This window comes from Sagittula sp. S175 (assembly GCF_049800975.1).
In the GTDB taxonomy this organism is placed as follows: Bacteria; Pseudomonadota; Alphaproteobacteria; order Rhodobacterales; family Rhodobacteraceae; genus Sagittula.
In genome coordinates, this window is sequence record NZ_JBNAGB010000037.1 from 13600 (window position 1) to 32922 (window position 19323).

The following is a 19323-nucleotide window of genomic DNA, read 5'->3' on the forward strand; positions in this document are numbered from 1 at the left end:
TCAGAAGATCTCCAGGTCGCGGTCGACCATGACAGTGATCCGCGCGCCTTGATCGACATGGATGACCGGCTTGAGCGCGAGATAATCCTGCATGACGTTTTGCGTGCTGTCGCGCAGGTCCGATCCAACATCACTCGCCACATCTGCTGCGGCTTCATCCTCGATCTGGCCTGCGGCGGCAACCGGCAGCGCACCGATCAGCGAGATCAACGCGGCGGAGCCAAAACGTTCGGCAAAACGCGTGTCCACCACCCCGCCCGTTCCGGAACGCCCCAGTTCATCCCCGCCAAAGGCGCTGATCTGTACGGTCTGGTTGTCGGACAGGATGATCCGGTCCCAGGCCACCATCACGCGGGACTGCGCCAGAGATACGTCGGAGCGATACCGCCCGATCAGACGCGCGCCACGCGGGATCAGCACGCGGGAGCCGTCGAAGGCATGCACGTCCTCGGAAACGATAGCCCGGATCGCGCCAGGCAGACTGCTGTCGAGCGCGGTCTCGGTCACTGCCTGGATCATCGTACCCTGCGGCAAGGTGTGGGACGGATTGGCGATGATCTCTGCGCGCGTCACCTCGGCCACTTGAGCGCCAGAGCGGACGAAAGCCTCGTCCGTGCTCAAGCGCGCCTCCCCTGCCCCATCCTTGGGTCCGTTCCCGGCGCCGGAGAAAGCGATCATCGGGGAGGCGATACGCTCGGCGCGGGCCTCGGCTTCCGCGGCGCGGCGGCGTTCGAGTTCGGCGAGCCGCAAATCGTCTTCGGAAGGACCAAGCTGGGTGGGCACGGGTTGTTGCAACTGCGCCAGCTCCAGATCCATGCGCATCTGTTCCAGCGCTCGGTCGCGCTCTGTCAGCTGCCGCTCGAAGGCGCGACGATCTTCCTCCCCCGCCGCCTGCAGCGCCGCGATCTGCGCGGTCAGATCGGCAATGGTGGCATCGGCGACGCCATCATCGGTCCTGGCCGGAGCGGCGCGCAACGCGTCCAGTTCTGCGCGGAGCTTCTCCAGCGATTGCATGAGCGCGCGTTCCGTTTCACTTGGGCCTTCGTCCTGCGGGCCAGGCTGCAACGGTTGGACGGGTGCCATGGCGGGCATGAGATCGCCAAAGCCATCGCCCTTGTCCTGAAACTCGGCAGGCGCTGCCGTCTGCATGGACTTTGTGGCCTCCGGCAATAGCGCAGCATAGGCGAGACCGCCGACACTGGCGATCCCAAGGATGCCGAGCAGGGCTGCGGTTACAGACGGTCGCTTGCCCCCTGCCCGCTTGCCGGATGCGCCTTCCAGCGCGGCGAGGCGGGTCGCGAGATCGTCAGTGGTCTCGGTCATGTACCCGCTCCCTGTCGCCCGAGGTCCTGAACACAGATCACCTCCTCACCGAGGCGCAACACCCATTCGGGGTTCACACCGGAGACACGGATAACCCCATCCGCTTGTGCCTGGCTGTTGACCGACCGTTCCGCGCCGCGCGTGTGACGGAAGATCGCCGGCATCGGCGCATTCTTTGCGAAGCGGAAATACGTGAATGTGCCATCATCCCAGACCGAGATTGGCGTGAACTCGAGCTTTTTGCTGACACCGTAGTTCGCATTGGGCGGGGCAGCGGCCACTGCCTGCCGGGGCGCGCTACGGCTCTCGGGAAAGCGAAACTGCACGACGTAATGCGGCGTTTCACGCGCCTCCACGACGTGGAAATAGTAGGACCGCCGGTTGGTGTAGACGGTGATGTTGGTGGCAACACCCGAGGCCACGGGCTTGATTGCGAAGGCGCGCCCACCCGGGACCGCGTCGAACTGGAAGCCAACCGTGTCGCCCGCAATGATCGAGCGGATGGTCTCACCCTCGCCGAACTCGACCGTGGTTACGCGGGTGAGGCTGGTCACGACGCGGAACACCTGGCCGTCGACCCAGGTCGCGATCCGGATGCGTTTGTCATGGGCTCCGCGACCGGGCGTGGTCTCGGCAAGAGCGGGAAGGCCCACGGAGATTACAGCGGCGATCAGCACGGCGGTAAAAGAAATGCGGGGTGTCATTCGGCGCGGTCCGATCTGATGGCGTATTGCGTGACGGTGAAACCGAAAGGGTTCTGCCAGACCTCATCGAGCCCACGCGGGGTCTCGGGGCGGAACTCGAACATCAACGTGGCGGTGAAGGCCCCATCCTGCGCGCCTTGCGGGCCGGTCAGGCGCTTGCGAAGGCGGACTTGCGCGCGGTTCTCGCCGATGAGCGTAATGCTGGCGATCTCGACCGCAATCTCGGCCCCGGCGCCATAGCGGGACGGTGGGTAATTTTTCTGTCCGCTGGTCCAGGTCGCACGCATGCTGGCCTCGGCCGCGCCCTTCGATTGCCCCAGAACCCGGCGTACGCGCAGGTCGTTGTCGAGCTGGTTATAGGTCTCTCGGTCGGTGATATAGCGATAGATCTGCGCCTCGATCACCGCGGGGCGCTCGGCCAGCGTCACCGTCTGCACGGCGGCATTCGGCAGCGCGAGGCCGGTCGCGGGGTCGAAGGGCACGACGACCGGGGGCGGGGTTTCGATCAGCAGCGCAACAGCGGCGGCTGAGAGGCAGCCCATCACGCCGAAGACCGCGCCGCCGATGCCGAGTTTGCGCCAGATCTCCTCGCGGCGCAGCGCGCCGTAAACCAGTTCTTCCTCGACGATGGTATCGATGCCCGTTCCCATCGTCATGGCCGGAGTTCCGGCAGGGTGAAGTCCATGTAACGGCGCTCTTCAACAATGGTCGCGGCATCGACCACGCCGGCATTGCCCGCGCCGACGGTCTGGATCGCCTCAAGCTCCCACATCCGCGTCATTGCGATGGCAAGCTCGGCGGTTACGCGCGTATTGTGATCCATCGATGCCTTCAGGTCTTCCATGTCCGGGATCATCTCAACCAGCTTGTCGACGCGTTCAAGCGATTGCGCGGCCTCGGCATGGCTGTTCTGCGCCGCCGCCGAGAGCACGGCCCCGGTGGTGGCACGGGTGGCGACGCCTTGCGCGCCGGGGCTGCCGCTGCGGGCGATCTCGGCAAGGCTGTCTTCGTCGAACCCGGCGCTCGCCAGCGCGCTTTCCATCTGGGTGCGGAGTGGTCCGGCGGAGGAGCCCAGAAGCGCGCTCCAATCCCCCTGCTGGATGCCGGTGATCAGATCGCCGATGTCGGAGAAATCCGCCTCGAGCAAACCGTCGAGATCGCCGCCCATGGCAAAACCCAGAATCTTGTCCCGCGCGCCGGTAAGCGAGGCGTACATCTCGTTCAACTCATCGAGTTGCGCCTGCACCAGATCGAGCTGTTCCAGCAGGGTATCGAGTTGGTCGGTCTGGATTCCAAAATCCTCCAGCATCTGCTGCAACTGGCGGATTTCCTGGGCGATGTTCTGGGTGTCGACGGTCGGCACGCCCTGGGCGACGGCCGGCGCGGTCGCCATGCTCATCGTCACGGCCACCGCCGCGGCGGTTCCGAACAGAATTCTCCGTGCGCGCGGGAAAGTGATCCTCATCGCAATGTCTCCAAACTGAAATCCATGAATTGCCGCTCGGCGGCCTGCGCTGCGGCGATCGCGATCTGCTCGGCGCTCATTGGCTCGGTCCGTGCGGCCTTGAGGCGGGTGCGGATGGCAACGAGACGCGCCAGTTCCGCGCGGGCAAAGGTGTTGAGGGCCAGCGCCTCGTGCAGGTCTTCGGTCTCGCCAATCCGTTCGATGATGTCCTGCACGCGCAGGGCGGCGGCCTGGACCGAGACCAGCGAGTAATCGCCATAGACCCCGGAGCCATGCGCCGAGAGGCTGAAGCTCGCATTGGCGAGCAGGACCGGATCGATGGTGCCGAGCGCGTCGATCCCGCCGACCGCGGCGAGGTAGCGGTTGTACTGCTCGGGGATGACCACGACGTAGTGCTGGGTCTCGGTGAAGGGCGGCACGCCGCCGTAATCCTGCACGTTGCCGGGCCCGGCGTTATAGGCGGCGAGCCCGTGGATGATGTTGCCGCCGAACATGTTCAGCATTTGCGCGAGGTAACGCGCGCCGCCGGTCACCTGCAGGTAGGGATCGTCGTAATAGGCGGGAAAGATGCCGAGATCGGAGGCGGTGCCGGGCATGATCTGGGTGAGACCGAAGGCGCCGACAGGCGAGCGGGCACCGATCTGGAACCGGCTCTCCTGCCAGATCAGCGCCTGGAGGAGACAGCGCCACTGCACGAGGGACAGTCCGGCGCGCGACACCCCGGGGAGGGAAAAAGTGTCACGCGCCGCCCGGATGATCAGGGCCTCGATCCCTTCCCGCGCATCACCAAACATGGCGCTGGCAGCCGGATTGCCATCCTCCTTACCATACAGCGCTTCCGCGGCGGTCTCGGGGCCTCTGCCAGCCTCCAATCCGCCGATGGTACCAGAAACGTCGGTTCCGCCCAAGCTTGTCGCCTCGACGAGGTTGTTCAAGGCTTTGAGCTGCTGGCGTTCTATCTCGGCCAGTTCCTCTTTCCGGGTCAGCGTGTCGCGCTGCAGGGCCAGATCCTTGTCCCGCTGCGCGATCAGCGCCGCAGTGCGGGCAAAATCCTGCGCGTCGAAGGTCGGCACGCCCTGCCCTGTCACCGGAGCGGCAATTGTGGCGCAGATCAAAAAAGGAGGCAGACAACGCAACATGGATCAGTCCGCAGCGCCGAGGGCGGTGAAGCTGCAGCCGGTGTCATCAGGCGCCACGACGGACCCTTTGGTCGAAAGACGCGGCGTGGTTCTCGCTCCTTGTACATCGAAGCAATTGGCAGTCGCAGGCGTGTACTCCGCGCAGGCCGACAGGGTGAGGCTGAGGGCAAGAAGCCCTGCGCCCAAGGTCATTGTCTTCATCATCAAAGTCTCCAGAAATCCGGGCGGTCGCGGTAGTCGCTGCCCACCAGTTCCTCGCCCTTCTCCATGCCGCCGAGGATGGTCACGAGCGGACCAAGGCTTGAGAGATCGGCATCGATAACAACCGATCCCCTATCGTCACGAACCAGCGCGAGCCGCGAGGACGAGCCGACACCCAACAAGATATCGAGCTCCTTCTCCGAGAGACCCAGCATGGCGTAATCGGTCTCGCTGGCGCGGATGTTCGGCAGCAGGATTTGCGTCGGCACCGCCTCGACGATGGTCTTGCCGGTACGGGTGCGTTCGAGCTGGCTGGCGTATTGCGTCATCATCACGACGACGGCGTTCTGTTTCCGGGCGGTGACGAGCCAGTTCGACAGCCGCTCCGCGAAATATGCGTTATCCAGTGCCTTCCAGGCCTCGTCGATCAGGATGACAGTCGGCTTGCGGTCCTCGATCACGCGCTCGACCCGCCGGAAGAGATAGGAGAGCACCGCCATGCGCTCCCGTTCGCTCTCGGAATCGAGGATGCCGGTCAGGTCGAAGCCGGAAATGTCGCCGGCCAGGCTGAATGTGTCTTGCGCATTGGCCCCGAAAATCCAGCCATAGCGGCCCTCGGCCGTCCATTCCTGCATCCGCTCGAAGAGATCGCCCTCGTCATCGGTCGAGACCAGCAGCGAGGCAAAATCCGACCAGTTCCGAAGACCTTCGTGGCTCGCCGAAGCGTTCTGGCGCACGACCTCCTGCAGCCGGTTGGTCTGCACCGGCGTGAGCGGGCGATCGCGGCGCTCAAGTAGCGTGGCGAGCCAGTCGGCAAGCCAGGCTTGGCCGCGCGAATCCGTTTCGGTCTGGAGCGGATTGAGACCCGTTGGCCGCCCGGCCCGCACGGTGGAATAGCTGCCGCCGAGCGCACGCACCGCCATCTCCATGCCGGCGCGATAGTCGAAGACGAAAAGCCGAGCATTGGCCCGCCGCGCCATCGCCATGAGGAAGGCGGCCAGCACGGATTTGCCCGAGCCGGGGCGGCCGAGGATCAACGTGTGACCACCGGTCGGTTCACGGTCCGGCGCGCCCTGCTCATGGAAGTTGAACCGGAACCCGCCGCGCTCAGGCGTCGGGAAAAGCGTGATTGGCAGGCCCCAGGGCACGTCGCTCCCTGGCTTGCCCAAGGGCGTCCGGTGCAATGTCGCCAAGTCCGCGAAATTGTGGTTGGTGATTGCTGCCTTGCGGCTCCGCGCCCCGGTATTGCCGGGATGCTGTGCCATGTAATGCGCGCGCGCCCCGAAGCCTTCCGAGATCAGGTTGATGCCGGTGCTGGCGGCGATGTTGCGCACTTCGGCGCACATGTCGTCGAGCGCGGCCCGCGTCCTGGCATAGACCGCGACGGTCATGTGATGCTCGCCGAAGATCAGGCGCTTCGATTCCAGGTCGTCCTGTGCGAACTCCAGTTCCTCGGCTAGGCTGACCGCCCCGTCATTGGCGGCCTGCATCAGCCGCAGCTGCCGCTTGATCCGGCCGGCCATGATGTTCGAGTTGATCGGCACGAAGGAATGCGTGACGACCATGTCGACCGGCAGGTTCAGCTCGTCGAGCATCAGCGCATCGGTCTTGGCCGGGTAATTCTTCACCGCGAAGATCGCGCCGAACTTCTCGCCCGCCGCGCCATCCGAGAGGCGGATCGTCGGCCCGTCGAAGGTCGCCCTCGTGTTGGCCACATCCTCGGCCAAAATCCCGAAGCGCGAGCGTGGGAACAGCGGCTTTTCGCAACCCGTATTGAGGCTGCCGAGAAAGCCGAGCAGCGCGCCGGACTCTGCGGACAAGAGCCGGGGGTTCATCTCGTCGAAGGTAGACAGAATGAACCCCACCACCTCGTCGAGCTTGCGCATCCGCCGCGCGGTATCTTGCGCGAGCCGCGCCCGGGAAGACCCAGCAAAGAAAGGCAGCCCCCTGCCCGTTTCGGGACGCTTCAGCACCGTGAGCGTCAGCGTCTTGTCACGCAGGCCAGACGCGCGCAGATGGGTGCGCCAGCGCCGGTCGATCTCGCCCGCGAAGCCCGTGTCATCGATGGGCGGCAGGTCCACCTCGACCGCTTTCGAGACCTTGTGCAGGTAGAATGAGAACCCTGTCCCGGCCTGCGCCACGATCCCAGCCATCAGCGCGCCGATGCGGTCGAGATGTGCATCCTTGCTCGTGGTACTGTTCAGCCCTTCGAGCCGGATGCACTGCATCAGTTCGTTGCCGCGGGTGCGGATCGTCACATCACCCACGAGGCTGACATAAGGCAGCATCTGCGATAGGCGCTTCTCGCCCGCGACCCAAGTCGGCAGGACCGTCCCGAGATCGAGACCTTCACCATATCCGGCGTCACGGGGCATAGCTGTCACCCCCGTGATGCCTGCGGTTCCGGGTCGGCGGCGTCTCTTGCAGGGTGATCACCAGCACGTCGAGGAAGTTCGGATCCCAATCGGCGGCCTTCCACAGTGCTGGCCAGGCGACGCCTGCGATCAACACCACGACCCAGTTCTGTACCCATAGGAACAGGAGCGTGGAGCCGAAGAGCCAGACCATGGCATACATGATCGGCAGGCCCAAAAGCTTGGGCGGCCTCAGGAGGCCGATGAAGACGCGCGATTGTTCGGTCATGACCTTGTCTCAGGTCGTCCAGATTGCTGTGACGATGGTCGGCGCAGCAGCAATTCCAGCGATCGCCACCACGACCCAAAGCGCCTGGCGGAAATCGAGGATGCCGAAGAGCCACGACAGAAACACGCCGATCAGCGCCAGCGTGCCGATTACGATGCCAAGCGGCCCTGTGATCGCATCGACGATGCCCTGCAACAGGGTTTGTACCGGCGACAGATCGATGCTTTGCGCCAAGGCCGGACCGGCGGCCACGATCAGTAGGGCCGCCGCAACGGCGGTCACATTCACAGGTCTGTTCACGAAGTTTCTCCTCTCAGGCGTCGCATCACGGCGGTCACTTTCGCCACGTGGCCTTGGGTTTCTCGGTAAGGGGGAATGCCACCATGGCGGTGCACCGCATCGGGTCCGGCATTGTAGGCGGCGAGCGCCAGACGGCTGTCGCCGAAACGTTCGAGCATCATCAGCAGATACCGCGCCGAGCCGTCCAGGTTCTGGCGCGGATCATGTGGATCGACTCCCAAGGCCCGCGCGGTGTCAGGCATCAACTGACCAAGCCCGATTGCGCCAGCATCGCTCAAAGCGCGCGGATCATAGGCGCTTTCGATTTCGATATTGGCGCGATAGAGCGCGGCCCAGTCGGTGACGGTCAGACCCGCGCGGCGCAAGCCTGGATGACCGCCATAGCGAAAGGCCGCCGCCTCGATCGCCGCGAGAATGTCGGGATCCGCAACGACGTCCTTCGGCACAGCTGCATCAGCGTCCGGTTCGTCCACTTTACGTTTGGAGAAGAGAAAAAGCCTGTCGCCCGGCTCAGGCGACGCGTCGTTGTTCACGGCCGGTGACCGGTTCAGGCCATCACGCGCGGCGTCTATCAGTCGCCCATCCTGGCCAACCGAGAAAATGAACCCGCCCGAGTTAGATTGTGCTTGCAGGGCCGAGGGTGCGGAACAAACACCTGTACCCAGCAAGACAAGCGCCGCGAGAATGCGGCGTGCGTCGGATCCGTCAGGACTGGACGGTCGCAGGCTTTCCCGACACTTCGTGGGGCACCCTGCCCCCTTGTTCGAGCGGGATGGAGACAACGGTCGCGCCCATGTCGGCCAGGAAGCTGACGAGGCCAACGATGGTCTTGAATTCGCGGACCTTGAGGTAGCTGCGCGAGGTGACAAGCAGCTTTTCGTCCCGACCATCGGCCGAAACCGCCCGCACGGTCCATATACCGTACCAGCTGTTGTGGCGCTTCTCGGCGCCTTCCTTGCAGATGACCTCGGCGCGGTATCCCTGGCCAAGCAATCCGCGCAGTCCGTCTTCGGTGACCACATTCGGTGCTTCTTCTAACATGACCTCCCCTTGGACCTCCTCATGATGAGTAGCGACCCGCGGGGCAATTCCACGCGGGCAATACAAAACAACATAAATGAAAGCAAGACGATTTATTCGTCTTGACCAGCCGTCTTTGACTGCTTTAAACGGCTAGCGCACGATTGCGTGAATTTGAAGGGACAAAGGGGTTTTGCCCTACACATGTTTTGTGTCGAACGATCCCACATGCTTGGTTTGGCGGCGCTGTTTGTGGTGACTGCACAGATGGCAGGCGCCTGTATCGCCCCGGAAAAGCCCTACCTTCCCGAGCGGCCCGAAGACGTCCGAGCCTATGCCGATCTACTGCGGGCGGATTTCGAAGCCTATATCGCCGATATCCAGGAGTATTTCCGCTGCCTCGATGCTGAGCGCCAACGTGCCTTCTTCGAGGCGCAGGAGGTCAGCCGTGACTATGAACGTATGGTCGATATCCTGGAATGAACAAATGTTGTTTTGTGGGTCACTTGGGGCTATCTTCGAAAAATGCCCAGACTCTCAATCGATATCACCGCTGAAGAGCATCAAAAGCTGAAAGCCATCGCGGCTCTCAAGGGACTAAGCATCAAGGAGTACGTCCTAACCCGGACTCTCGGCGATGCGCCATCACTCTATGGAATGAGCGAGGACGAGGCTTACGCAGCTTTGGCAGGATTTCTTGGACCGCGCATCGACCAGGCCCGCCGTGGCGAACTGTCTTCGAAGTCGATCAGTGACATCCGCCGCGAAGCGCGTACTAAAGCCGAACGATAAAGTCCGAGATGGCGAGCTACGACCTTACGCTCGGCGCCGAGGAGGATCTCCGCGAGATCTGGGCCTACACCTATGAGACCTGGGGCACCGATCAGGCCGACAGGTATCTCAACCAGATCGAAGCCTGCTGCGATGCCATCGGAGCGGGGCGCACACGGTCGAAAACCCTCGATCAACTGCCGGACGATGTCCGCATCTTTCGATGCGAGCATCACTACGTCGTCTGGCTTGTCGCTTCGCGCCCGATCGTTCTCGCCGTCCTGCATGAACGCATGGATTTCGTGCGACGGTTGAAGGATCGGCTTTGACCGGCTTGTGCGGTCCATAGCCTTCCATCAAATAAATCCGATTGCCGTCATTAATGTTGTATTGTATTCGCCTGCACAGTTTTGTGGGAGTCGATACATGAGACCCAAGTTCAAGCAGCTTGCCATGGCTGCAGCAGTGACCCTATCCGGCCAAATACCATGGGCCACACCGGCCAGCGCTTACCAGGTGGATTGCGCCATCCTGCTCTGCATTGCGGGCGGTTGGCCAGCATCGGCCCCTTGCACGCACGCGCGTGCAGTGTTCATTCGCCGGATCACCCCTTGGCCCGTCGAACCTCCGCTGCAGATCTGGCGCTGCCCTTTGGGCGCGTCATTTATGCCTGTCGAGACACCTATTCCGAGTGAGCGCCTTTACGAAGCCGCCAATTGGACCGCTCTGCCCCGGCAATCGTATCCTGCGGATGCGCCGCTCCGCGAGGTCCAGAGCACGGACCGAGCGGATGTCGATATCTCGGATGAGACATTTGACTTCGTGCGCAGCATCCGCGTGTTCCACATCCAGTATAGCCAACGTGAAAATCGCGAAGGCGAGTGCACGCGCTGGGATGTGACCCGGCTCGGGACCTACGGAATCCAAGGTGACTATCACTGGACCCTGTCGAAAGCGTCCGAAGTCCCCTCGGCATCCAGACTGCGGGTCCCGGTCGGCTGCAACAATTACTTTTACCGTTCGGTCTTCGTCGAATGGCGTGACCACGCCGGAAACTACGGTTCAGAAGAAGTCCGCTACTGACAAAACCCCAGATCGCCCCCGGCGGACCTGATCACACCCCTTAAACGAACACGACGCCAGACCGAAGTCCGACGCCGCGCTAGATCACTCTTCCATGCCTGAGCGTTCTAGCCCATCGTCCGCAGCCCCGCAACCAGCAATGTCTTTTTGCCGGCAGAAATGTTGTTGCCTCACGATCTGACGTCACCTCCAGAGGAGACGACCCATGACCCTCACAACCGGCGCGATCCTGCGGCAGATCCTGCGATGTGATCTGTCTGTATCCGCCCACAAACTCGCGACAATCATCCTCGACGGCATTGCCTGGAAGGACGGCTACAACGGGCTCGAGCGGGGCACGGCCGCGTTTACGCTCGCATCCCTGGCCAGTGAGATGGGCGTAAGCCGCCAACACCTCACGACCTTGCTTGCCGAGCTCGCGCGATCAGGGCTTTGCCTCGAGCGATGGAAACCGAATGGCAAATTCGCGCCCTGGCTGTTCCGCTTCGGCTGCGTATCAGAGGATCAATCACAGCATCTGGCATCAACTGGGAGCGACACATCACTATCTAGAGAGTCTAATAACAAAACTATCTTCTCGGGAACGATCGAGATCACCCCCGGATCGAACGTCCATCACACAACTTGGGCCGCGCTTATCAAGGTGGCCAAAACCGCCCTGCCCTGTTGGAACATCGACACGCAGACAATCTGGGATCGCTTCATGGCGTTCAACTCTGCCCGCGGAAACACCTGCGTACCGGCGGGTTTTCTTCTCGGCTTCATGCGTCGCTGGCAGACTTCAGTTCAGCAGAAGCCGGTGCCGCCGAAACCTGTCGACCGACCCAAGGCAGCGGCACAAACTCATCAATCCGAGTTGTCCAGATTGGCGAAACCGGCGCCGGTGGCGAACCGACAGTTCCACGCTGCGGACCTGCAGCGTAAGATTGGGTTTGCGGCCTACAAGGATCGCATCAAAGCAATAGCCCAAAGGTTTAGCTGCGCCGAATTTGCAGCCATGCTGGCAGTTCATGGCGATGCCGTAAGGTCGGGTGAGATCGGGCCGTGATTGGTAGATGGTTCGGCGAATGACCTTCGAACGGCTGTGCCGAAAGCACCCAATGCCAAGTAAGGCTTCAAAAATGCGCCTTCGGCTTCTGGAATCGAGAGGCGACTTCGTGAGTCGAATGAGTATATGCACGGCGGACATATGTTGCGGTAACAAGTTGTCCCGGCCACAAATGGTAGTTGCCGAAAACGATAGAAGTCCGATAACTACTTGAAAAGTTTAAACTTCCACGACGGCGCAGCATCTCATCCCAAAATTCTCTTGCCGGACGGGCCTTTTCCTGACATTTTCCCGAAAGAACGCAAATAGACAGTTTCGGGCGGTTTTGCGTTCCATCTCAAAATAGACCCGAAACACGGGCACTGGGACGAGCATGAACGAGCAACAGATCAGAATGGATCAAAAGATCCAGGCTATGGCAACACGGCTAAGCAAATCGCTTGACGTGAACATGCGCAAGTCTTTCCTGCCTGAAGAGCGGAAGGCGTTGAGACGCTTCAGTTCCACCGAGGTGGCAAAGCTTCTTGGCGTCAGCCAAGACTTCCTAAGGAAGATGTTTTTCGAAGATCGGCTCGACCTTGGTGAGATCGAAACGGACGCCCGCGGGCGGAGGTTCTATACCGCCGAGCAGATCGATGTGGCTCGTCGCGAGATTGCGTCCTCAAGCACCAAGTTTCAGCACATCGTGCCCCGTCGGCAAGATGGGGAAAAAATCCAGATCATCTCGATCGCTAACTTCAAGGGCGGCGCTGGCAAGACCACAACTGCCATCCATCTGGCCCAAAAGCTGGCCCTCGATGGGTATCGGGTGTTGGCAATCGACCTGGATCCGCAAGCCTCCATGACCACAATGTTTGGGTATCGGCCTGAGATAGATTTTCCCGAAGCAGGGACAGTATATGATGCCCTGCGCTACGAGGAGCCAGTGCCTTTCCAGGACGTGCTACTCAAAACCTATTTTCACAATCTCGATCTGGCTCCGGCCGGTTTGCTTCTGTCCGAGTTCGAGACCGAAACAGCCCACGCCCTGCGAAACAACATCAGGCCGCCCTTCTATCAGCGCTTGGCTCTTTGCATCGATGAAGTCGAGGCAGATTACGACATCGTCGTCATCGACTGCCCGCCTCAGCTTGGCTTTACGACGCTCTCTGCGCTGGTGGCCTCGACATCTCTGATCGTGACGGTCATCCCGAGTATGTTGGACGTCGCCTCAATGGCTCAGTTCTTGCAACTGACGTCCAGTCTGATGGCAACCATCGCGGACGTCGGGGCGTCACCGGATTGGGATTTCATGCGCTTCCTAATCACGCGGTTTGAGCCCAATGATGGCCCACAAACCCAGATGGCCGCGTTCTTGCGAACGATGTTCACAGACGACGTCTTGACCCAACCCTTCCTGAAATCGTCCGCGGTTTCCGATGCGGGCCTGACCCAGCAAACACTTTTCGAAATCGCGCGATCGGACTTTCACCGGCAAACCTATGATCGAGCCATCGAGTCGATCAACGGAGTCGTTGACGAAGTGGAAGGTCTCATCCAAGCCGCATGGGGGCGTACGTAATGGCTCGAAAAGTCACCTTCGATATCCCGGAAGATGAAGACGTACAGCCCTCGTCGATTTCGCCCAAGCCGGCCCAGTCAAAGGCCCCTGCCCTATCGAGCATGGCGCGATCTCTGCAAGACGCCGCGCAGTCTTCCATTCAGGAAATCAGCACGGATCTGATTGACGACTCTGAGTTCAAAGACCGCCTCAGCGGTGACGACGAACATGACATTCGCGACCTTGCCGACAGTATCGACAAGCAGGGTCAACTCATCCCGATCCTTGTCAGCCCTGCCAGTGGCCGGTACCGGATCATCTATGGACGCAGACGCCTCGCGGCACTTCGGCTGATCGGTAAGCCCGCCAAAGCGCTCGTCAGAGCGCTCGACGACGAGCAGGCTATTTTGGCTCAAGGCCAGGAGAACAGCTTTCGCAAGGATCTGACTTGGATCGAGAAAGCCCTCTTTGCGAAATCTCTTCTGGAGTCAGGCAAGGATGAAGGTCTTGTTTGCGACGCCCTTAACATCGACCAGAAGGCGCGCCGAAATGGCGACAAGCTTACCGGTCTCGCCCGCATGAAGCAGGTCGTTTCCTGTATTCCGGTCGACGTCATCGAAGCAATCGGACCGGCACCTGGAGTTGGTCGCGACCGATGGTACGCTGCTGCCAAATCGTATGAGGCCCTCGGGTTTCCGGCCGGAAACCATGATGTGGAGACGGAGCTTTCAAATGCCAAGGAGGCGGGGAGAAGCTCCGATGAACGCTTTACCACGTTTGAGGGCCTTCTCAAGAAGAAGAAGTCACCCGCCCCCTCCGCCATCGAGACAGAGGTTGGCTCGGTCAAAATCACGAAGCGAACAGCCGTCATCACGGTCAAAAGTGGTGAGGACGGGCTTCATGCATGGATTGCAAAGAACCCGGAAAGCGCTTTGGCCGCTTTGGCTGCAGCGCAGCAATCCAGCCTTCAGGACACAGACGATGAAACAAATTGAGCAGAAAGGAGGATAGGCCAGAAAAGGAAAGACCCCCCGAAAGCAGCGCTTCCGAAGGGCCTCAATTAGCTTAGACACCTGATTGATACCTCGAAGCCGAATCGATTTCAACACCGTTCGCGGTGAATGGGGATGCTTTTTCTGCCCAAATCGAGATGAAACATGTTCGAGCGCCGCAACCCGCCGTGGCGGAACGATCAGTTGCGCCTGTAGCTGATCCATACCGCGTGATCCAATCGATCAGAACCCTGAGACGTGAGTTGGGATTGACCTCCAACGACCTCGCCACGCTGCAGGCGTTGATCAGCTTCGTGCCCAAAAAGGACAGCGCATCCGACAATGGGATGACCATCGTCTTTCCATCCAATGCGTCGCTATCAGAGCGAACCAACGGGCTCGACGAACGCACACTGCGTCGTTGTATCAGCCGTTTGGTTAGAAGCGGACTAATCAATCGACGGGATAGCGCCACTCGCAAGCGGTTCCCACTGCGTTACGGCGGTGTCATTCGGGATGCTTTCGGGTTCGATCTCGCGCCGATGTATCATCGGGAGCAGGAGCTAAAGGCTTGGGCACAAGAGGTATCCCAAGACGCCGAGCAACTGCGGTCACTCAAAGCGAAAGCCCTCGCTCTCCGGGTTGAAGCGATGGCCCACACGAATGATGAGAAAATCGTCACCCTACTAGCCGAAATCCGCAAAACATTGCGGCGCACAACGCTGTCACAGGAAGACGTGATCAAAATTATAGACCGGTTGCACGGCATCCTTGGAAATCATGAAGATAAGTTCCAGTTTCCGGCCGGAAACCCGGCTATGACCATTGGCGAAACAGCAAAAATGTCCGCCACAACCGGACAAAATGACCGGCTCGTAGAATCCAAAACATTAAATTTCACTAAGAGACGCAAAGACAGCTTAGAAACAACCCGGAACCTGAAAAAACAACATGATCCCAAGACAATGGATTGGACCGATCTAGTCCACGTGTCCTCTTTCTACCCTAACGAACCACGAGACAGGCAAACCGTCATCCGGATCATCACTGATATCGGAAGCCTTCTAAGAGTAAACCAAGAGAAGCTCTTAGCTCACTTGCAAACCAGTGGTCCCGGACGGGTTCTATTGGCGCTCGACACTATCATCGGAAAAGCATCCCATATTAGGCATCCTGCAAGATACCTTGATCGCGTGCTATCATAGGCGACCTGAACAATTCCAAGCCCAGACCAGAAAGGTGTCGTTACTAGGAAACGACAATGATCACCGAAACGGTCATCAATTTTGTGTCCTACGCCCGCGGAAGAGTTTGAGGGTGGCTGTGAAAGGGGTGACGGGAAGTGAGATCGGGAGAGTGGCTTCTGGCGCCCGTCGTGGAGAAGATCTGATGGCGAAATCTGCCCAGAAAGTCACCCTGTCCCCGTCCCGGGACATTCCCTTCGACAAGCTCGTGCTGAGCCAGTCCAACGTCCGGCGCATCAAGGCCGGCATCTCGGTCGAGGAACTGGCCGAAGACATCGCCCGCCGCGGGTTGCTGCAGAGCCTGAGCGTTCGGCCCGTTCTGGCGGATGACGGGTCCGAGACCGGCAAGTTCGAAATCCCCGCTGGCGGTCGACGCTTCCAGGCCCTGTCTCTGCTGGTGAAGCAGAAACGCCTGGCCAAGACGACGCCCATTCCCTGCATCGTACGGGATGCCAATTCTGCGATCCTCGCCGAAGACGACTCGCTCGCTGAGAACATGCAACGCGCTGCCCTGCATCCGCTCGATCAGTTCCGTGCCTTCGTGGCGCTGCGGGGGAAGGGTCAGGGCAATGAGGAGATCGCCGCCGCCTTCTTCGTCACGCCGCAGGTGGTCAAGCAGCGCCTGAAACTCGCCGCCGTGGCCCCTGCCCTGCTCGAGCTCTATGCCGAGGATGAAATGACGCTGGAGCAGCTGATGGCCTTCACCGTCAATCCGGATCATGAGCGCCAGGTTCAGGTCTGGGAGGCGATCCAGTCGTCCTGGAACAAGGAACCCTACCAGATCCGGCGGTTCCTGACGGAAACCTCCGTGCGCGCCGCTGACCGTCGTGCAATTTTTGTCGGTGTCGAGGCCTATGAGGCCGCTGGCGGCACCATGTTGCATGACCTGTTTCAGGGCGATGACGGTGGATGGTTGGAAGACCCTGCCCTGCTTGATCGTATGGTCAGCGAGAAGCTTCAGGCTGAAGCCGAAGTCATAGCGACCGAAGGTTGGAAATGGATCGAGGTCTCGCTCGACCTGCCCTATGGCTACACCCACGGCTTGCGGCGGTTGAGCGGAGACCCGGCGCCGATGACGGATGACGAAAGTGCGGCCCATGCCGAGCTGCTTGCCGAGTACCGGGCGCTCGAAGAGCAATACGAGGGCCAGGATGAATTCCCCGAAGAGATCGACGCGCGTCTTGGCGAGTTGGAAGTCGCGATGGAGAAGCTCGAGGCCCGGCCGCTGATCTTCGACGCGGAGGAGATCGCGCGGGCAGGGGCTTTCGTGACGCTTGATCGCTATGGCGAGCTTGCAGTCTATCGGGGCTTTGTGCGACCCGAGGATGAGTCTCGGGAAGATGCCGACGTCCACAGCGGTGAACAGGCGGCAGACGGGCAGGGCGCTGAGCTTTCAGCTGCGAGCAGCACGGATGGTGTCGGCCACGGCACGGTGATCACCTCTGCCGGTCAGGCGCTTGGCGCCAACGTGCCCGACGACGAGGATGATGGTGCGTTGAAGCCATTGCCTGAGCGGCTGATCATGGAGTTGACGGCGCACCGGACCTTGGCACTGCGGGAAGCTGTTGGGCGTTCTCCCGACGTCGCCCTGACGCTGCTGCTCCTGAAGCTCGTCAAGGACACTTTCCGGACATCCAGTTCGGCCGGCAGCTGCCTCGAGGCTTCGGTCCGTCACGTCTACATGTCGGCGCAGGCGAGCGATCTTAAGGACAGCGTGGTGGCCAAGCTGGTGGACGATCGCCATGCGGAGTGGGAGGCCGACTTGCCGCGCGGCGACGATGCCGCGCTCTGGGACTACCTGACCTCCCTCGATCAGGTGAGCCGGCTGTCCCTGCTCGCGCATTGCCTCAGCTTCGGGATCAACGCGCTCCATGAGAAGGTGAACCCCTATGGTGCCGGTATCTCGGCCAGCGGTTTGACCAAGCGGATGACCCAGTCTGACTTGGTCGCACAAGCGGTCGATCTCGACATGGTCGAGGCGGGTTGGGAGCCGACTGCCGATACCTACCTGAACCGCGTGCCCAAGGCCCGGATCCTCGAGGCCGTGCGCGAGGCGAAAGGGGAAGGCACTGCCCAACTCCTCGATCACCTGAAGAAGGGCGAGATGGCGACTGAAGCCGAGCGTCTGCTGAAAGGCAGCGGCTGGTTGCCGGAGGTTCTTCGCCGTCACGATCTGGAGGCATTCGACGGTTTGGAAGGGCAGGGGGCGTCTGAAGACCTTCCCGCCTTCCTCACCGCTGACCTCCCGGGTGATGATGCGTCGATGGTGGCTGCGGAGTGATCCGCGCAATCCGAGGGCGGGGAAAACCGCTCTCAATCACATAAAATACAACAATATCAATAAGATGAATGCAAAGTATCGCATTCAGGATGAGGAATCATGTCTGCAACCACCATACTCGACACTGCGCCCCTGGGCGCGCTCATTCGCTACGCCGATAGCGCACCGAAACCGCCTGCGCGGTTCACGAAGAAGCTCGCGGCCTGGGAACGCTCGAACGGCGTCGGCCGTCTCGTCAAGAAGGAGCCGCCGCGTGAACCGCGCCGGGTTTGCCGGAGGCTGGTTTGTCTTAGTTACGCGGCCATGTCTGATCTTTCCAGAGCGGCGTAGAAGTTTGCCTCGGCCTCTGCTGGTGGGATATTCCCGATGGGCTCCAGCAGGCGGCGGTCGTTGAACCAATCGACCCATTCGAGTGTGGCGTATTCCACGGCGTCGAAACTGCGCCATGGCCCTCGGCGATGAATGACCTCTGCTTTGAAAAGACCGTTGATTGTCTCGGCCAAAGCATTGTCGTAGCTGTCACCGACACTGCCGACCGACGGTTCGATTTCGGCCTCCGCCAGGCGCTCGGTGTATTTTATCGACAGGTATTGCGATCCGCGATCCGAGTGATGCACCAGTCCAGAGCCTGGTCGCCGCTGATGAACGGCCTGTTCCAGCGCATCGAGCACGAACCCGGCATTCGCTGTGCGGCTGACCCGCCAACCGACGATGCGGCGGGCAAAGGCATCGATGACAAATGCCACGTAGACGAAGCCCTGCCATGTGGCCACGTAGGTGAAGTCGCTGACCCAGAGCATGTCTGGCGCAGGCGTCTTGAACTGGCGGTTCACCTTGTCAAGCGGACAGGGTTGAGACCTGTCCGGGATCGTCGTCCTGTGTTTCTTGCCACGGATGGCGCCTTCGAACCCCAGATCCTTCATCAGCCGCGCCACCGTGCAGCGGGCCACATCGAAGCCTTCCCGGCGCATCTGATGCCAGACCTTGCGAACGCCATAGACCTTGTAGTTCTGCTCCCAAACGCGTTCGATCTCGGGCTTCAAGGCAATATCCCGCTTCGCCCGATCCGACAGCAGGTCGGGGTTCGCCCGCTTGGCCATGTGATCGTAGAACGTGGATGGGGCAATCGGCAGGTGCTTGCAGATCGGCTCGACCCCGATGGCGTCACGATGTTCCTCGATGAAGGCGATCATGTCCTGGACCGGCGGTCGAGCTCCGCCTGGGCAAAATATGCCGATGCCTTCCGCAGGATCTCGTTGGCCTGCTTCAGTTCGCGGTTCTCGCGTTCCAGCGCTTTCATCTTCTCGGCCATCTCGGTCGAGACACCGGCGCGATCACCGCGATCGACCTCCGCCTTCTTGACCCACTCGTTCAGCGTCTGAGGCGCACACCCGATCTTCGACGAAATCGACAGGATCGCAGACCAGCGGCTCTCATGCTGCCCTGCGTTGTCCAGAACCATGCGAACGGCTCGTTCGCGCACTTCGGGGGAATACTTGTTCGTCGTCTTGCTCATAATGCTCCATCCTACTCAAGAGTTGGAGCCTCCGGCAAACCCGGCGCGGTTCA

21 protein-coding genes and 1 other annotated feature are annotated in these 19323 nt (G+C 60.9%); of the genes, 9 read left to right on the plus strand and 12 right to left on the minus strand.

The features are described from left to right. From ACP16H_RS24925 to ACP16H_RS24975, 11 genes are all read right to left on the minus strand, one after another. The gene (locus ACP16H_RS24925) at positions 1–1323 is read right to left on the minus strand and encodes a TrbI/VirB10 family protein (protein WP_425074869.1); all 1323 of its coding nucleotides are present in this window, start codon (positions 1321–1323) and stop codon (positions 1–3) included. Continuing rightward, positions 1320–2027, minus strand: a complete 708-nt coding sequence (locus tag ACP16H_RS24930) for a TrbG/VirB9 family P-type conjugative transfer protein (RefSeq protein ID WP_425074870.1) — start codon at positions 2025–2027, stop codon at positions 1320–1322. Before ACP16H_RS24930 ends, ACP16H_RS24925 begins: the two co-directional genes overlap by 4 nt. Continuing rightward, positions 2024–2677 (minus strand): virB8 family protein, encoded by a 654-nt coding sequence (locus tag ACP16H_RS24935; RefSeq protein WP_425074888.1) that lies wholly within the window; start codon positions 2675–2677, stop codon positions 2024–2026. The genes ACP16H_RS24930 and ACP16H_RS24935 overlap by 4 nt, the downstream gene beginning before the upstream one ends. Before the next feature lie 2 nt (positions 2678–2679). Next, on the minus strand, positions 2680–3492 hold the full coding sequence (locus tag ACP16H_RS24940) for a type IV secretion system protein (RefSeq protein WP_425074871.1): 813 nt from the start codon (positions 3490–3492) through the stop codon (positions 2680–2682). After that, entirely contained in the window at positions 3489–4631 is a 1143-nt protein-coding gene (locus tag ACP16H_RS24945; RefSeq protein ID WP_425074872.1) for a lytic transglycosylase domain-containing protein, read from the minus strand. Before ACP16H_RS24945 ends, ACP16H_RS24940 begins: the two co-directional genes overlap by 4 nt. Positions 4632–4634: 3 nt before the next feature. After that, a complete protein-coding gene (locus ACP16H_RS24950) occupies positions 4635–4835 on the minus strand; it encodes a hypothetical protein (protein ID WP_425074873.1) in 201 nt (66 codons plus the stop codon). Further along, positions 4835–7207: a type IV secretion system protein B4 gene (locus ACP16H_RS24955; protein WP_425074874.1), complete on the minus strand. Its 2373-nt coding sequence runs from the start codon at positions 7205–7207 to the stop codon at positions 4835–4837. The genes ACP16H_RS24950 and ACP16H_RS24955 overlap by 1 nt, the downstream gene beginning before the upstream one ends. Then, positions 7197–7475: a type IV secretion system protein VirB3 gene (locus ACP16H_RS24960; protein WP_425074875.1), complete on the minus strand. Its 279-nt coding sequence runs from the start codon at positions 7473–7475 to the stop codon at positions 7197–7199. Before ACP16H_RS24960 ends, ACP16H_RS24955 begins: the two co-directional genes overlap by 11 nt. 9 nt (positions 7476–7484) lie before the next feature. Then, a complete protein-coding gene (locus tag ACP16H_RS24965) occupies positions 7485–7775 on the minus strand; it encodes a TrbC/VirB2 family protein (RefSeq protein WP_425074876.1) in 291 nt (96 codons plus the stop codon). Further along, entirely contained in the window at positions 7772–8248 is a 477-nt protein-coding gene (locus tag ACP16H_RS24970) for a lytic transglycosylase domain-containing protein (RefSeq protein WP_425074889.1), read from the minus strand. Before ACP16H_RS24970 ends, ACP16H_RS24965 begins: the two co-directional genes overlap by 4 nt. Positions 8249–8480: 232 nt before the next feature. Next, a complete protein-coding gene (locus tag ACP16H_RS24975; RefSeq protein WP_425074877.1) occupies positions 8481–8816 on the minus strand; it encodes a hypothetical protein in 336 nt (111 codons plus the stop codon). A gap of 207 nt (positions 8817–9023) precedes the next feature. Between ACP16H_RS24975 and ACP16H_RS24980 the strand changes: the two genes are divergently transcribed. The 9 genes from ACP16H_RS24980 (at position 9024) to ACP16H_RS25020 (ending at position 17754) form a co-directional block, all read left to right on the plus strand. Further along, positions 9024–9278 (plus strand): hypothetical protein, encoded by a 255-nt coding sequence (locus ACP16H_RS24980; RefSeq protein WP_425074878.1) that lies wholly within the window; start codon positions 9024–9026, stop codon positions 9276–9278. Positions 9279–9320: 42 nt separating this feature from the next. Beyond that, positions 9321–9587, plus strand: a complete 267-nt coding sequence (locus tag ACP16H_RS24985) for an antitoxin (protein ID WP_425074879.1) — start codon at positions 9321–9323, stop codon at positions 9585–9587. Positions 9588–9595: 8 nt separating this feature from the next. Beyond that, positions 9596–9895, plus strand: a complete 300-nt coding sequence (locus ACP16H_RS24990) for a type II toxin-antitoxin system RelE/ParE family toxin (RefSeq protein WP_425074880.1) — start codon at positions 9596–9598, stop codon at positions 9893–9895. A 97-nt stretch (positions 9896–9992) separates the two neighbouring features. Next, positions 9993–10649 carry a hypothetical protein gene (locus ACP16H_RS24995; protein WP_425074881.1) on the plus strand — a complete coding sequence of 219 codons (657 nt, stop codon included), beginning with the start codon at positions 9993–9995 and terminating at the stop codon, positions 10647–10649. A 205-nt stretch (positions 10650–10854) separates the two neighbouring features. Then, positions 10855–11697, plus strand: coding sequence for a hypothetical protein (locus ACP16H_RS25000; RefSeq protein WP_425074882.1), 843 nt, complete (start codon positions 10855–10857; stop codon positions 11695–11697). A gap of 373 nt (positions 11698–12070) precedes the next feature. Beyond that, a complete protein-coding gene (repA, locus tag ACP16H_RS25005; RefSeq protein ID WP_425074883.1) occupies positions 12071–13258 on the plus strand; it encodes a plasmid partitioning protein RepA in 1188 nt (395 codons plus the stop codon). Continuing rightward, entirely contained in the window at positions 13258–14232 is a 975-nt protein-coding gene (repB, locus tag ACP16H_RS25010; protein ID WP_425074884.1) for a plasmid partitioning protein RepB, read from the plus strand. The genes repA and repB overlap by 1 nt, the downstream gene beginning before the upstream one ends. A gap of 155 nt (positions 14233–14387) precedes the next feature. Beyond that, positions 14388–15434 (plus strand): plasmid replication protein RepC, encoded by a 1047-nt coding sequence (gene repC / locus ACP16H_RS25015; protein WP_425074885.1) that lies wholly within the window; start codon positions 14388–14390, stop codon positions 15432–15434. Between the two features lie 184 nt (positions 15435–15618). Further along, positions 15619–17754: a ParB/RepB/Spo0J family partition protein gene (locus ACP16H_RS25020; protein WP_425074886.1), complete on the plus strand. Its 2136-nt coding sequence runs from the start codon at positions 15619–15621 to the stop codon at positions 17752–17754. 293 nt (positions 17755–18047) lie between these two features. On the opposite strand, the gene ACP16H_RS25025 is transcribed toward ACP16H_RS25020, so the two are convergent. Continuing rightward, a protein-coding gene (locus ACP16H_RS25025; protein WP_425073750.1) for an IS3 family transposase occupies positions 18048–19270 on the minus strand; the annotation gives its coding sequence in 2 pieces (ribosomal slippage) (positions 18048–18982 and positions 18982–19270; 1224 coding nt in all). After that, positions 18873–18989: a sequence feature (AL1L pseudoknot), on the minus strand. It overlaps the preceding gene by 117 nt. Positions 19271–19323: the final 53 nt, after the last annotated feature.

Bases quoted from the DNA above. Each gene is read 5' to 3' on its own strand.
- ACP16H_RS24925 (WP_425074869.1), bottom strand. From the start codon at position 1,323: ATGACCGAGACCACTGACGATCTCGCGACCCGCCTCGCCGCGCTGGAA.
- ACP16H_RS24930 (WP_425074870.1), bottom strand. From the start codon at position 2,027: ATGACACCCCGCATTTCTTTTACCGCCGTGCTGATCGCCGCTGTAATC.
- ACP16H_RS24935 (WP_425074888.1), bottom strand. From the start codon at position 2,677: ATGGGAACGGGCATCGATACCATCGTCGAGGAAGAACTGGTTTACGGC.
- ACP16H_RS24940 (WP_425074871.1), bottom strand. From the start codon at position 3,492: ATGAGGATCACTTTCCCGCGCGCACGGAGAATTCTGTTCGGAACCGCC.
- ACP16H_RS24945 (WP_425074872.1), bottom strand. From the start codon at position 4,631: ATGTTGCGTTGTCTGCCTCCTTTTTTGATCTGCGCCACAATTGCCGCT.
- ACP16H_RS24950 (WP_425074873.1), bottom strand. From the start codon at position 4,835: ATGATGAAGACAATGACCTTGGGCGCAGGGCTTCTTGCCCTCAGCCTC.
- ACP16H_RS24955 (WP_425074874.1), bottom strand. From the start codon at position 7,207: ATGCCCCGTGACGCCGGATATGGTGAAGGTCTCGATCTCGGGACGGTC.
- ACP16H_RS24960 (WP_425074875.1), bottom strand. From the start codon at position 7,475: ATGACCGAACAATCGCGCGTCTTCATCGGCCTCCTGAGGCCGCCCAAG.
- ACP16H_RS24975 (WP_425074877.1), bottom strand. From the start codon at position 8,816: ATGTTAGAAGAAGCACCGAATGTGGTCACCGAAGACGGACTGCGCGGA.
- ACP16H_RS24980 (WP_425074878.1), top strand. From the start codon at position 9,024: ATGCTTGGTTTGGCGGCGCTGTTTGTGGTGACTGCACAGATGGCAGGC.
- ACP16H_RS24985 (WP_425074879.1), top strand. From the start codon at position 9,321: ATGCCCAGACTCTCAATCGATATCACCGCTGAAGAGCATCAAAAGCTG.
- ACP16H_RS24990 (WP_425074880.1), top strand. From the start codon at position 9,596: ATGGCGAGCTACGACCTTACGCTCGGCGCCGAGGAGGATCTCCGCGAG.
- ACP16H_RS24995 (WP_425074881.1), top strand. From the start codon at position 9,993: ATGAGACCCAAGTTCAAGCAGCTTGCCATGGCTGCAGCAGTGACCCTA.
- ACP16H_RS25000 (WP_425074882.1), top strand. From the start codon at position 10,855: ATGACCCTCACAACCGGCGCGATCCTGCGGCAGATCCTGCGATGTGAT.
- repA (WP_425074883.1), top strand. From the start codon at position 12,071: ATGAACGAGCAACAGATCAGAATGGATCAAAAGATCCAGGCTATGGCA.
- repB (WP_425074884.1), top strand. From the start codon at position 13,258: ATGGCTCGAAAAGTCACCTTCGATATCCCGGAAGATGAAGACGTACAG.
- repC (WP_425074885.1), top strand. From the start codon at position 14,388: ATGAAACATGTTCGAGCGCCGCAACCCGCCGTGGCGGAACGATCAGTT.
- ACP16H_RS25020 (WP_425074886.1), top strand. From the start codon at position 15,619: ATGGCGAAATCTGCCCAGAAAGTCACCCTGTCCCCGTCCCGGGACATT.